The organism is Paracoccus sp. T5, from assembly GCF_048538155.2.
In the GTDB taxonomy this organism is placed as follows: domain Bacteria; phylum Pseudomonadota; class Alphaproteobacteria; order Rhodobacterales; family Rhodobacteraceae; genus Paracoccus.
The window spans coordinates 1,063,295-1,077,753 of the sequence record NZ_CM135809.1; the positions used below are offsets into that span (position 1 = coordinate 1,063,295).

General features: G+C 64.7%; 6 protein-coding genes. 2 read left to right on the plus strand and 4 right to left on the minus strand.

The window, feature by feature from the left end; translation table 11 throughout:
* Nucleotides 1–3,966 (plus strand): baseplate multidomain protein megatron, encoded by a 3,966-nt coding sequence (locus tag ACNR9W_RS05380; protein WP_419271362.1) that lies wholly within the window; start codon nucleotides 1–3, stop codon nucleotides 3,964–3,966.
* Nucleotides 3,967–3,976: 10 nt separating this feature from the next.
* Nucleotides 3,977–5,902: a DUF2793 domain-containing protein gene (locus ACNR9W_RS05385; RefSeq protein ID WP_419271361.1), complete on the plus strand. Its 1,926-nt coding sequence runs from the start codon at nucleotides 3,977–3,979 to the stop codon at nucleotides 5,900–5,902.
* A gap of 30 nt (nucleotides 5,903–5,932) precedes the next feature.
* Here ACNR9W_RS05385 and ACNR9W_RS05390 read toward each other — a convergent pair whose 3' ends face one another.
* From ACNR9W_RS05390 to ACNR9W_RS05405, 4 genes are read right to left on the minus strand one after another with little or no spacing between them, the layout of a single operon-like run.
* Entirely contained in the window at nucleotides 5,933–6,709 is a 777-nt protein-coding gene (locus tag ACNR9W_RS05390) for an HNH endonuclease (protein WP_419271360.1), read from the minus strand.
* A gap of 4 nt (nucleotides 6,710–6,713) precedes the next feature.
* Nucleotides 6,714–7,868, minus strand: coding sequence for an ImmA/IrrE family metallo-endopeptidase (locus ACNR9W_RS05395; protein ID WP_419271359.1), 1,155 nt, complete (start codon nucleotides 7,866–7,868; stop codon nucleotides 6,714–6,716).
* Nucleotides 7,869–7,871: 3 nt separating this feature from the next.
* Complete coding sequence (locus tag ACNR9W_RS05400; RefSeq protein WP_419271358.1) at nucleotides 7,872–11,684, minus strand: Eco57I restriction-modification methylase domain-containing protein; 3,813 nt, start codon at nucleotides 11,682–11,684, stop codon at nucleotides 7,872–7,874.
* Nucleotides 11,685–11,686: 2 nt separating this feature from the next.
* Nucleotides 11,687–14,458 (minus strand): DEAD/DEAH box helicase, encoded by a 2,772-nt coding sequence (locus ACNR9W_RS05405; RefSeq protein WP_419271357.1) that lies wholly within the window; start codon nucleotides 14,456–14,458, stop codon nucleotides 11,687–11,689.
* Between the last annotated feature and the right edge of the window lies 1 nt (nucleotide 14,459).

The following is a 14,459-nucleotide window of genomic DNA, read 5'->3' on the forward strand; positions in this document are numbered from 1 at the left end:
ATGGCCACCCTCATTCTCGGCGCTGCCGGTGCCGCCATAGGCGGCTCGATCGGTGGCGCGATCCTCGGCGTCAGCGCGGCGACCATCGGCGGCTTCATCGGTTCCACCATCGGCTCGGTCGTCGACAGCTGGATCGTGTCCTCGCTCGCACCGACGCAGCGGATAGAAGGGGCACGGCTCGACAGCTTGCGCATCACGTCCTCGACCGAAGGCGCGGTCATCCCGCGCCTCTACGGGCGGATGCGGATCGGCGGCAACATCATCTGGGCAACCGATTTCCGCGAGGAGACCAAGACCACCACCCAAGGCGGCGGCAAAGGCGGCGGGGGCGGCAAAGTCAAGACCACCGAGTATCTCTACTATGCGTCGTTCGCCGTCGCTTTGTGTGAAGGCCCGATCACCGGCATCGGGCGCATCTGGGCTGACGGCAAGCCGATGGACCTCTCCGGCGTCACCTGGCGCTGGTATCCCGGCGACGAAGCACAGACCGCCGATCCGTTCATCGCGGCGAAGATGGGCGCGGCCGGCACGCCCGCCTATCGGGGCACGGCCTACGTCGTCTTCGAGGAACTGGCGCTCTCGACCTACGGCAACCGACTGCCGCAGCTCTCTTTCGAGGTGTTCCGCCCGCTCGCCGATCCCGACACCGCCGAGGGGCTAACCCGCGCCGTCACCATGATCCCGGCCTCGGGCGAGTTCACCTACGCCACGCAGGCGATCCGCAAGACCGGAGGCGGGGCGACACAGGCGGAGAACCTGAACGCGCTGCCCGACTCCACCGACATGGTCGAGGCGCTCGACCGGCTGCAGGCGATGGCGCCCTCGGTCGAGAGCGTCAGCCTCGTCGTCGCCTGGTTCGGCGACGACCTGCGGGCAGGCTCCTGCAAGGTGCGGCCGGGCGTCGAGGTCTCGGCCAAATCGACCACGCCCGCCAGCTGGTCGGTGAACGGTGTGAGCCGCGCCAATGCCTTCCTCGTCAGCCGCGACGACCAGGACCGCCCCGTCTATGGCGGTACGCCGTCCGACTTCGCCGTGGTGCAGGCGATCCAGGAGATGAAGGCGCGCGGGCTGCGGGTCACCTTCTACCCGTTCATCCTGATGGACGTGCCGCCCGGCAACACGCTGCCGAACCCGTACTCCGACAACGCCGCCGAGACGGGGCAGCCCGCTTTCCCCTGGCGGGGGCGGATCACCTGTTCTCCGGCTGCGGGCTACGCAGGTTCGGTCGACAAGACGGCGACGGCCGCCACGCAGGTCGCGGCGCTGTTTGGCGCGGCCACGCCCGCCAGCTTCAGCGTGGCGGGCCAGTCTGTCTCGTGGACAGGTGCGCCCGGCGACTGGGGCCTTCGGCGCATGGTGCTGCACTACGCCCATCTCTGCGCGGCGGCGGGCGGGGTCGATGCCTTCCTCATCGGGACCGAGATGCCGGGGCTGACGACGATCCGCTCGGGCACCAGCACCTATCCGGCGGTGCAGGCGTATCGGGACCTGCTCGCGGATGTGCGCTCGATCCTCGGGTCCGGGACGAAGATCGGCTATGCGGCGGACTGGTCGGAATACTTCGGGCACCAGCCGGGCGATGGCAGCGGCGACGTGTTCTTTCACCTCGACCCGCTCTGGGCCGATCCGGACATCGATTTCATCGGCATCGACAACTACATGCCGCTCTCCGACTGGCGCGACGGATTCGACCATGCGGATGCCGCTGAGGGCTGGCCCGCGATCTACGACCGCGCCTACCTGCAGGCGAACATCGCGGGCGGCGAAGGCTTCGACTGGTTCTATGCCAGCGCCGCTGATCGCTCCGCGCAGGTCCGCACCCTGATCACCGATGGCGCGGCGGCCAAGCCGTGGGTCTTCCGGTACAAAGACCTGCGCAGTTGGTGGTCGAACGCGCATTACGACCGCCCGGGCGGTGTGGAGGTCGGAACGTCGACGGCATGGGCGCCCGAGTCCAAGCCGATCTGGTTCACCGAACTGGGCTGTCCCGCCATCGACCGAGGCACCAACCAGCCGAACGTCTTCTTCGATCCGAAGTCGTCGGAGAGCTTCACGCCGCATTTCTCGCGGGGCTGGCGCGATGACGCCATTCAGCGGGCCTATCTGGAGGCAACGTATCTCTGGTGGGGAGAGGCCGCGAACAACCCGCTCTCCTCGGTCTACGGCGGCAGGATGGTGCATGTCCCCGAATGCGCCGCCTGGACCTGGGACGCGCGGCCCTATCCGTTCTTCCCGGCGCTGACCGACGCCTGGACAGACGGCGCGAACTGGCGGCTCGGGCACTGGCTGACCGGACGGCTCGGCGCGGTGTCGCTGGCGGCCCTCGTGCGGCACCTCTGCCTGCGCGCCGGGTTGCCCGAGGCGAGGGTCGATGTCACCGGGCTCTGGGGCGCGGTCGAGGGCTACGCCATCACCGCGCTGGAAAGCCCGCGCGCCTCGATCACCACGCTGTCGCGCCATTTCGGCTTCGACGCGGCCGAGACCGAGGGCGTGATCCGCTTCATCATGCGCGGCCGGGCCTCCGTCGCCACCCTCGCGCCCGACGATCTGGTCGCCGCCCGCGAGGGCGACGTGCTGGAGCTGACGCGCGGCCAGGAGACCGAACTGCCGCAGGCGCTGAAATGGCAGATCGCCCGCGCCGACGAGGACTACGACGCGGCCCTCGTCGAGGCGCGGCGCGTCACGGTGGACACCACGCGCATCGCCTCGGAGTCCTTCCCGATGGCGGTACCGCCAGAGGAGGCCGAGCGCCGCTGCCGCCGCGCGTTGATGGAGGCGTGGGTGGGGCGCGAAACCGCGGCATTCCGTCTGCCGCCCTCGCGCCTCGCGCTCGATCCGGCCGACGCGATCCGGCTCGCCCATGACGGGCGGCTGGTCGATCTGCGGCTCGTCTCCATCGCCGACGCCGAGGCGCGCGGCATCGATGCAGTGCGCCAGGACCGGACGACCTACGACCTGCCGCCCGGCGATCCCCGCGCGGCATCACTGACGCGGGCCGTGGTGTTCGGGGCGCCGGACGCGGTGCTGATGGACCTGCCGCAGCTGACCGAGGACCAGCCCGCGCATCGGCCCTTCGCGGCTGCGCATGCGGTTCCCTGGCCGGGCGAGGTCGCGGTGTTTCGCAGCCCATCGACCGATGGGTTCGAATTGCTGACCACGTTCGGCAGCCGCGCCCGGATCGGGGCTCTGGTCTCCGACTTCTTCGCGGGGCCCACCTCGCGCTTCGATCTCGGCAATGCTCTGGTCGTCGATTTGCTGACCGGCACGCTGGAGAGCGTCACGGACCTGACCCTGTTCGGCGGGGCGAACGCGCTGGCCATCGAGAGCGCGCCCGGCGTCTGGGAGATCGTGCAGGCGGGCGCGGCGGAGCTGCTGGCGCCCGGCCGGTATCGTCTGACCCGGCTCCTGCGCGGCCAGCGCGGCACCGAAGGCGCGATGGGCAACCCGACACCTGCTGGCGCGCGGGTTGTGGTGTTGGACACCGCGCTCTCGTCACTGCCCATCGCGGAGGCCGATCTCGGGTTGCCGTGGAACTGGCGCATCGGCCCGGCCAGCCGCCCAGTCAGCGACGAGACCTACGTCGCCCAGACCTTCACGTCCGAGGGCGTGGGGCTTCGCCCATTCTCCGTCGCCCATGTCGAAAGGCCGTGGCGCAGGCCGCGCACCCCCGGCGACCTGACCATCCGCTGGACACGCCGGTCCCGCGCTTTGTCTGCCGACAGCTGGGGCGGGCTCGAGGTGCCGCTCGGCGAGGAGCTGGAAGCCTATGAGGTCGAGATCCTCGACGGCGCGACTGTGAAGCGGGTGCTGAGCGCGGCCACCACCACCGTAGTCTACACCGCTGCCGGTCAGACCGCCGACTGGGGCGCGCTGCTCGGCCCGGGCGACACGCTCGACATCCGCATCTTCCAGCTCTCCGCCCTTGTCGGGCGGGGCGCGCCCAAGACCGTCACGCTGAGCTTCTGAGGCTTTTCCTATGTCCGATGCCACGACCCATCTCCTGCTGCCCTACATCCTCGCGGCGCAGGCGCAGAAGCATGTCACCCACAACGAGGCGCTGCGGATCCTCGACGGGCTGGTCCAGCTTTCCGTTCTCGACCGGGACCTGACCGCACCGCCCGGTTCTCCGACCGATGGCGATCGCTACATCGTCGGCTCGGGCGCGACCGGCGACTGGGTAGGGTGGGACCTGAACATCGCCCTCTGGACCGACGGCACCTGGCTGCGCCTGCCGCCCCGGACCGGGTGGCGGACATGGGTCGAGGACGAGGCTGTACTGTTCGTCTGGACCGGTGCCGCCTGGGAGGTGGTGGGCGAGCCGAGCGACATATCGGACGCCGTCTTCAGCCTGATCAACGATGCCGATCCCACGAAGAAGGTCGTCTTCTCGCTGTCCGGTATCAGCACCGGCACGACGCGCAGCTACACGCTGCCGAACACCTCGTCGGAACTGGCGATCCTGGCGGGCACCCAGACCTTCACCGGCAACAAGACCTTCTCGGGCACGCTGACCGCCTCCGGCACCGTCACGGTCTCGGGGGCGACCGCAACCATCGGCACGGCGACGGGCACCGCGACCTACGGCATGGGCACTGGGGCGACGACCACCGGCCTCACCAAGACCGTGAACCTGGGCACCGGCGGCGCATCGGGCTCGAATACGGTCGTCAACATCGGCCCCGCGACCTCGGGCGCGAACGGCACGACGGTGGTTAACACGCCGACCGTCACCTTCGCCAATGCCGTGACGCAGGTCGGCATGCCCCAAGCGAACCTGACCGCCCAGCTTCTGGGTCTCGGCGGGGCGACGGCGGACAGCTACAACCGGATCTCGGTCAACACCCCCGCGGTGCTCCTGAACAACGCAGGCGCCGGGATCGAGGCGACGGTCAACAAGGCCGCGCCCGCCAACGATGCCAGCTTCGCCTTCAAGACCAACTGGTCGGCCCGCGCATTGATAGGCCTTCTCGGCAGCGACGATTTCAGCTTCAAGGTCAGCCCGGACGGATCAGCCTTCTACGAGGCGCTCCGGATCGACCGGACCAGCGGCCGGGTCGAGATGCCCGAGCCCGTGGTGCTCCCGGCGGTGAGCGCCGTTCCCACGCCGCCGCCGACCGGCAAGCTCGCCCTCTATGCCCGCGACCGCGCCGGGGCGGGATGGCTCGACGTCCAGCGCCCCTCCGGCCGGTTCTTCCCGTTGCAGCCGCATTTCGGGGTGAACCGGATCGCGACCTGGGCGCCGTCCACCGGCACGACCGTCAACACCAACGGCATGCCGCGGACCGCCGTCGGCACCGTCGCCACGCCGACGCTCGCCACCACCAACCTCTCGACCTCGATGCGCCGCTGGCGCGTGACCAGTGCCGCCACCGCCGATGCGGCGGCCGAGGAGCGTTCGGCCGGCTGGGTGTGCTGGCGCGGCAATGCGGATGGGCTGGGCGGCTTCACCTATGTGAACCGACTTTCGCTGGTGACCTTGCAGGCGACCGGCATGGGCTTCTTCGGCCTTTACGGGTCGACCACAGCGCTGGCCACGACCCTGACGTTGTCCGCCGTGGTGAACTGCATCGGCATCGGCTTCCAGCGCGGCACCCACACGAACTGGCAACTCGTGCAGAACGATGCCTCCGGAGCGCCCAGGCTCACCGATCTGGGAGCGAGTTTCCCTGTGGCGAGCACGACCAATGTTCTGACCCTCACGCTCTTCGCGGCCCCGAACAGCGGCGAGATAGGCGTCCGGGTGGTCGAGGAGGTCAGCGGAGCGGTGGTCGAGGCCGCGCTCGACAGCGACATCCCCGCCGCGACGCAACTCCTGAGCCCCCGGAATTTCATGAACAACGGCGCGACGGCGGCGGCGGTCGCCTATGATTGCTCGGGGGTCTATGTCGAGACGGACTATTGACCAGCCGACCAGCTTTCGACCTATCGCGTCTCAATCAGCAGGCGGGGCGTCAGGCGCTTTGACGTCTAATACCTTCGTCCGGTGCCACTCCAAGAAGACTCGATGCTTGTCCGTCAAAGCGACTGGCCGATCAAAATAAAGCCGCGCACGCGCCTGCTCGCTGAGGTTCTCCGAAAAGACAGGGATGCCGTCATCGCCGAAGGTAACCAGACCGCCATCGAAAACGGCATCCCAAAGAGCCGACAGAAGCAGGCCGTTATGGACATCCAGACGCTCTGCGTCGTTTTCACAGTCGCGCCATGGCTTGATGTGAGAGGCACGGAGAAGCGGCTTGTCGACAATCCCGGTCAGAGGGCATCGCCCCCGCCAGTATTTGATCAGACGCTCACGAAAAATGTTCTGGCCGACACGCTGGACCACAAGGCGTTCCGCCTCTGTCGTCTTCGGCAAGTTCTTTGTGCGGTGAAGAAACTCCTGAAGTGGTGCGTCGGGAAGGCTTGCGGCAAGCTCGTAAACTCTTGGCATCACGCCATAAAGCTGTGCCAGCGAGGCAAACCGGAACCGTGCGAGGCCTGGTCCTGCGGCATCTGACGCCTCAATCCCGATCTCAGCAATGACCCCGGCGTGATCCAGGGCGAGGAGCCACGGACCGGAAGTGTCCCGAGCGAGCCAGATCGACCCCTGCGCGGTCGTCGAACTGTACCGCTGCCAGCCATCGAATTCGCCATGGGGGCGCCGGAAGCCGTTCTGGTACGTGACCTTCTCGCATTCCTGGCGGGTCACGAAGGATTGGGGCGTCTCGATCATTCCCTCACGCCTTCTCGTTCCAGAGCTTCTGGGCGGAGATGCCCATCGCCGTTTCTACGGCATTCGCGGTCCTCGTCACCGCGTACAGGTTCAGGTCCTCGAAGGCGCCCTTGTAGTTCGACAGGTAGCTTTCGCTCCTCGGCGTGAGTCCGTTGCGCATCGCCACCAGGTAGGCCGCCATCTCGGCCTCCACTTCCATCAGCGCGTGGGGCGTGTCACGCCGATCCGGAACACGGCGTCCGTTATCGGCTCCGAGGTGGCCGAGGTACAGGTGCGCCAGTTCGTGGGCGACAGTCACGAAGCGCGTCGGTGCGGCGTGATTCCGGTTGTAGGCCAGCTGGTAGACGTTCTTGCCCTTGTCGTTCTTCGCGCGGGCGAGCAGTCGGATCCAGCCTGCCTGACCGTCTCCTGCGTCGAGCGGGACGAGATCGATCTTCTCCTTGCCGACGGCTCGCATGAACTCGGCGAAGCGGTTGTCGCTCAGATTGCCGAAGGTCGGGAAGGAGAACGCATCGATCGGCAGGTCCTTGCCCTCGGTATCCTGCACGTCGAACACGAAGTCGACCGGGCCCTTCATGCGCAACACCAAAAGCGGTCGTGTGCCCTTCTTTGGCACGCGACCGAACCTGTGCCACCAGTCATGCGCGCTTGCCGCATGCGTCAGGCCCGGCTTCTGGATGTGCAGCAGCATCGCATTGAACGGGGCGAATTCGCGAAGGCGGACCGTGAAGGCGAACAGCTCCTGGATCGCCTCGCTGCTGTCATAGAGCTTTGTCGCCGCGATCAGCTGGTCGATCAGGGCGCGCTCGGACTCGGTTCTTGTGCCGGTTCCGTCGAACAGATCCTTCTGTGCGTCGGGCGACGATGGCGGTGTCAGTAGTGCGTCGAGGTCGAACTTCGGCGGGTAATCGACGAAGGTCTCATCATCGACCCGCGGGCTGAAGCCGCTGACCTCGGCCTTTCGGGCCTGTTCGACGAACAGATCGAAATAGGGGCGGAACCGTCGCTCCTGGTCGGGCGCCATGCCACCCTCGCGCATCAGCACGAGGATGGACTCGGCATCCGGCGTCCAGTCGAATCGCGAGTCGAAAATCGACTGAACCGCGCCGCGGATGAAGTCGGCCACGCGACCGTTGACGACGGGGTCGATGACCGCCATCGCTCACATCCCCATCGCCGTGAATTCGCCGAGCGCTTCCATCCGGTCCCAGGCGGCGAGGACGAGGCGGCGGGTGCGGTATTCGCCGTGTTGGCGGATTTCCTTTTCCTTCAGGACGCGGAAGGTTTCCGAGGGGTAGTCGGGGCCTTTCACGTCGGCGGGGTTGAGGATGTAGCGCAGCTCGTCGCGGGTCAGGCCGTAGGCGCGGGCGTAGAAGGCGTCGAGATCGGCGCGCAGGTTGGCGCGGCGGTCCTCGTCCCAGGCGAAGGGCGGGCCGTCATGGCCCAGATCGCGGGCGAAGGGGGCGAGGCTGTGCGAGGTGTAGGTAAGTTCCAGCACCTTCGGGGTGATGAAGGCAAGGCGTGGTAAGCTGTAAAACGAAGGAGGGAGAGCCGGAAATTGTGCAATCACGTTTTTCCGTATGTGGGTTCCGCCCACTTTTGCCTGCGCGACGTAATCTAGGGTAAGACTGTTGAGATTGGCCAAAAGGCCAGCAGATAGCTCTGCTCGCTCAACGAGAGGCAACAATAGTGATAAAGTGTCGTCGGTAGCTGTGATGGGAAACGCGGCCGCTACTACTGTCCGCGTATTTGTCGCATTAGTAATGTCCCTCCAACCTATCATCCAATCACGACGCCACCCTTTATTTGCAAGTCGCTCTAGTACCTCGCCTTTTGGAACAAAGCGATCATTGCCACGCCACTCTTCAGAATTTTTCAGAACGCTGACTGGAGCATCAAAACGATGATCAAAATGCCAAATAGATCCGCCGCGTTTAACGGGCAACAGATCTTCATCGCTTTCGCGACCTAAATACTCCTCAAATAATATAGCATCCGCCTTATTGGATGACGTGAAAAAGTTTTGGATTACCAAAACGTCAAATGGCGAACGCTCAGGTTTAACAGACGTGTCAATAAGCGCCTGTCCAGATGAACAAATCCGGGCCGTTAACGCGGCATCCCATCTTGTGCGGAATACGGGTGCGGTCTTAGTATTTGGGTTAATCGCAATAATGTCAGCGGGAGAAAGAGTGAAGTTGCGTTCGGGTTCAGCTAGTTGACCTGGGTTGGTCAGGAAGAACGCAAATTGAGCTTTGGCCTCGTTTTGGCCCAACGTCAAAATACAGAACTTCATGCGGCTATCTACCGCAGGAAAGAGGCGTTCACGGTTCTCAAAATCAACAAGTGTCGCGAGCCGCTGTTTTTCCACCAGATAAGCAAAGAAGGGCGCTGTAGTAGCGTCGGTTGCTATGCCAGTGGGCACGATAACACCGGCTCTCTGCCGTGCAAGATTGGTAAAAAGCTCCGCGAATAGACTGTAAGTGTTCACTTTTCCGCGCGCAGTCAGATCGAACCGTCCCGACTCACGCGCAAACTCGTTTCCTGACTCGAATGCTCTTTTGTCGACTGCAAAGGAAGCAAAGACCTCTGGCTCGGCGGCTTCGAGTTTGGCAATGGCTCGCTTTCGTGCTGCGCCTTTCAGTTCCGCGATCTCGGGCTTTCTAGATGCGAAATACTCTTCCTCCGACAGCTGCATCACCTCCCACGGCGGGTTGCCCAGCACCACATCGAACCCACCGCGCTGCATCACATCGGGGAACTCCAGCGGCCAGTGGAAGGCGCGGGCGCGGCGGGCGGCCTTGGGCGCGTCCATCATCGCATTCCGGCTCTTTCCCTGATTGAGGGCCAGCCACAGCTCCTCGGTCGTCGGCACGGTGCGGGCCGAGGCCCCCGCCGGTGCGCCGCCCACCTTGGGCAGCAGGAAGGCCGCGACATAAAGGTTCGCCGCCGCCGTCGCCCGCACAAAGGCCTGCCCCTTGCGCAGTTCCTTGAACCGCGCGGCCTTGGCCCCGATCTGCTCCACCGTATCCTCGGGCAGGTCGCGGAAGCCCGAAAAATCCAGCGCCAGCGGCTTCATCTCGGGCATGGCGACTTGCCCCGTGCCGAAGTCGAACCCGCCTTGCCCCGCCGTCGCGTCGCGATTGGCCTTGAGGTAGTATTTCGCGGTTTCCTTGTCGTCGCCGGTCAGCGGTTTGTAGGCGGCATCGGGTATGCCGTCCTGCAGCACCTGCAGGTCGAACACCCCCAGCAGCGCATCGCCGCAGCGGATCTGCGCGTCGAAGAAACCGAGGGGAAGGCCCGGGTCCACCGTCTCGATCCAGAGCGCGACCTTGGTCAGTTCCACCGCCATCGGGTTGCGGTCCACCCCGTGGATGCAGCAGCGCGCGACATCGCGCAGCGCATGGCGAAAGTCGGCGAGCGAGGGCGTGCCCTCGGCCCGAATGCGAGCGAGCCGCGTGGCGATGCGGCGGGCGGCGGCCAACAGGAAGTGCCCCGAGCCGCAGGCAGGGTCGATGACCGAGAGTTTCAGCAGCGCCTTGGCAGGATCGTCCGCCTCGGCCTCGGTCTTGTCGAGCACGGGGTCGAGCGCGGTATCGAGCAGCGCCTGAACGAGACTGTCGGGCGTGTAGTAGGAGCCGGTGGTCTTGCGCTGGTTGCCCTTCTGCTCGGCCGCCTCGGAGGCGAAGACCAGCGTCTTGCCGTCGTCGCCCAGCTGAGGCTGGAGTTCGAGGAGGGATTCGTAGACCGAGCCCAGTTCCTCGGTCTCCATCGCGCGCCAGTTGACCGGGACCATGCCGGTCTTGTCGGCGAGCCAGGAGAGGCGGTAGAGCGCCTCCATGAAGGCGCGGTTGCGCAGGCGGGCGGTTTCGAGGTGGGGCAGCCGGTCCTCCGCAAAGAGGCCGCCGAGAGCGGGCAGCGCAAGGGCGGGCTGGCCCTGCGTGAGGGCGCGGAAGACGATCTTCATGCCTTCGTAGCGGTCGTGGTGCTTCTCCCAGGTGGTGGCGCGGTAGCATTGCTTGCGCAGCGACTGGAGCGAATAACCCTGTTCGTAGAGGGCGCGGGCCTCGGGTTTGGCCTTTTCGGGGTGAAGAAGGTTCCGGTCCTCGGCCACCATGAGGAAGATCAGGCGGTAGACGAGACGCAGGAGCTCGTTGAACCATTCGGTCAGGTTCACTTCACCGGACTGGAGTTTCGCGGCGAGGTCGGGGTTGGCCTCGAGGAAGCCAGAGCCGAGCAGTTTGAGCGCAAGCTGGACCTGACCGGCCAAGCGATCACGCGCGGCTTCGCCTTCCTTGGAGCCAGCATCGCGCCAGCGTTCAAGGGGGCAATCGGTGGCGGGGGTGTCTGCCGCGCCGAAGCGGGTACGGTGGATCAGGAGCCAAAGCACCGCGAAGGACGCGATGTCCTCGTTGGTGAACATCTGCGCCAGATCGGCCTCGATATAGGCCGGACGGGTCAGCGAGGCATTGTCCCGCATGAGGCGCAACTGCATCCCGTTGGTCACGATGCCCCAGAGGGCCTCGTCCCGATCATTCAGATGATCTTGAAGGGCGAATGCCGGAGAGCGCGACCTGTCCGTCGAGAGCGTCGGGCTGCGGCGATCAAGCAGCTCGGACGGCGGGACGACGACGACAGGCACACGGTCGGACGCGATCAAGGCGATCGGTGCCGCCGCTACCGCGAGGTCGGTGTACCCGAAGGTTTCCTTGAAGAAGTCGGCGATGAAGCGTGAGGTAGCGGCGGCCGAGGGGTGCTCGATCTTCGCAAAGGCATCGAAATGCGATTGGCCTACGCGGAAGGCGGTGGCGATTTCCTCGCGGATCTGCAGACCTTTGCGAACCCCGTATTCCTCGGGGGATTGCTCGGGTGCTTGGCGCTGATCGATCTTGGCGATCATCGCTGGCGCGATCAGGTTGCCTTCGAGGCTCAGCGACGGCCACGCGGACATATCGGTGATTGGTTTGCGGGCCATGATTACACCTCCCCCGGAACAAGAACGAAGAGGCCGATGACGTCTGGGGGAATGATCGGCTCGACACTGACACGCGACGCGGAACCGGCGGCAGCACGAAGACGGGCGTGGTCTTCAACCAGCTCCGCGGCACGCTTTTGCACGAAATCGGCAATCGGGCCGCCCAGCAGGTCAGGAAGGGCCGCCTTCGCCGTATTGATCATCCGGTCGCGGGCAACAGGCGCAAGATCAGCAGTCGCGGGAGAGGCAAGCAGCGCGCGCGCCTCGCTGCCAGAGGCGATCACCGTGTTGCTGTCGAGGGCAACGAGGGCGGCCTCCTCTGCCAGCAGAAGGCGCTCGCGCCTTGCATGAACCGTGAGCTTGTAACGAATACGCAGGAGCGCGACACGCGTCATTTGAGTGACGGCGGCACTCGGCCAGGCCCCGACACGACCGATGCCCAGATCCGGCAGCGCTTCGGTGTCAAGAGAGGCTTCAAGCAGGCTTTCTGCCAGGGACGATGTCAGCGGATGGGTTCTTGTCAGAAGTGAAGCGCCAGAGGGTACCGGTTCCTGCGTGGCCAGTTTCAGAGAGCCCTTCAGCCCACGCTGCTCCAGCTTTTCCTTGAGGCTGTCCTGAAGGGCGTGCACATGGGCGAACTGCAGCGATTTCTTCTTCTCGAGGGGCACCCCGAAGCGAGACATCGCGCGCTCGAGGAATTCGAGCGTTTCCGCTGGCGATCCAAGCAGTGACTTCACCTTGTCCCATTCAGGAGCGACTTCACTTGGCTTCATTGCGTTTTGTGCAAACCGGGCGCGCGACCGCTTTTCATTCTCGCTTGCATCGCGCCAGCGGGTCTCCATCACCTGGATACCGTCACCGATTTGCAGGTCCAGCGTCAGCTGCTTGTGGCTGCCACCGCCACGGCGAAGCATCATTGCCGCCATCAGCGCATCGGTGACCGGTCCCCGCTCGTCGGGGAGAGGCACAGTCACGCCCGTCGCCTTGCGGATTTCTTCAGCCTTGCGGAGAATGACGTCCAACACGGCACCGTCGATGGCGCTGTCGGGCGAAAACATCATGATCGAGCGAACGAGTTCGGCGGGCTGTCCGAAACGATCCACGCGACCTTCACGCTGTTGATGGCGCGTCGGATTCCAGGAAAGGTCGTAGTGGATCACGGTGTCGAACAGCTGTTGAAGGTTGATCCCCTCCGACAGGCAGTCCGTGGCGACAAGGATGCGCTGATCTGTGGCGGCATTTTCTTCCGCCGCCATTTCCGCGACGCGGTCGCGACGTTCGTCCGGCGTCAATTCACCCGTTACCGCCTGAATATTGAGTTTAGGGAAGGCCTTACGAAGTCCTTCCTTCACATGTTCGGCCGTGGCGAGGTAACGGCAGAAGACGACAGGGTTGGCGCCGTCTTTGATCAAGGGTTTGAGGGCCTTGATCAGGGCGTTCAGTTTGGGATCTTCGACCGCAAGAAGTTCGCTGGCCTTGTCGAGTAGCCCTTGGAGAGCGGGATCATTTGAGAAGACAGTATTTGGCTCAATGTCGACGGCGTCTTCGTCATCGCCATCTTCGTCATAAATCTGCGGCTCGAGGCGGTCGTCTTCATTGGAAGCGCGGTTCCGCAAAGCGCTCATCGCGGCTGCTGGTGACGATCCGACACAACGCATTAGTGCCAGAGTGCCCCAGAATGCGAGGCGGCGATCCTTTTGCGCGTCTCCAGCCCGAGATACGACCGAGAAGCAGTAATCAAGTACGGCCTCTTGGAAGGCAACATGCTCGTCGTTCAGGCGATACGAGTATTCGGTCGTTTCATGCTTGGGGAAGGAGCGGTTCTCATCCCAGTCGCCCTCGACAAGGTCGACGCGCCGCCGCTGAACATAGTGCCTGACCAAGCGCTCTCGGTACTTCTGGTTGTCGAAGTTGACGGTCCCGAATTCCGTATCAATTAGCGACAGAAGCCGAGCGAACGCTTCTTCGTCCCCGGAGTGCGGCGTGGCTGTCAGCAGGATCAACCGACGCGCAGGATCGCGTGCAAGGCCTTGGAGTAGGTCGAAACGCTGCTGCTTTCCCTTGTGCGTGCCGACGCAGGCGTGTGCTTCATCGACGATAACGAAATCCGGACAGGCCCTGGCGAACCCATCCCGACGTTTCTCGGCTTTGATGTAGTCAAGGCTGACCACCGTGAAGGGGTAGGCATCGAAAAGGGTTCGCGCCAATGGGAGGTTGCGCTCCAGACGTGCGGCAGTCCCGGAGGTGACGGCAACAGCATCGATCCCGAAGCGATCCTTCAATTCGGTGATCCACTGGTCCACGAGGTGCGGAGGGCAGAGAACCGAAAACGCATCGACTTCTCCGCGATCCATCAGTTCGCGGAGGATCAGACCCGCTTCGATGGTCTTGCCGATGCCAACGTCGTCGGCAATCAACAGCCGCGGGACCTGAAGCCGAAGGGCCATGAGAAGCGGGACCAACTGGTAAGTCCGAGGTTCGAACGCGAGCTGTGCGGCAGATCGGAACGGACCTGCCCCTCGGCGGAGTGTCAGTCGCAACGCGTCGGCAAGAAGGGCCGCCTTGGACTGCACTGTCGTGCGCGCGTCGTCAGGCAGGTCGAAACGAGCGGCTTCGACCGGTGTAAGCTCCAGATCCGGAGCAAGTACCACGATGTCGTTTTCATTGCCCGAGAGAGGACGCAGGGCAAGCAGGCCCTCACCGGGTGTCGGCAAGGCAACCCATTCACGGCCGCGAGCTCTCACAAGGTCTCCAGGAGTAAAATTCACAGTCATA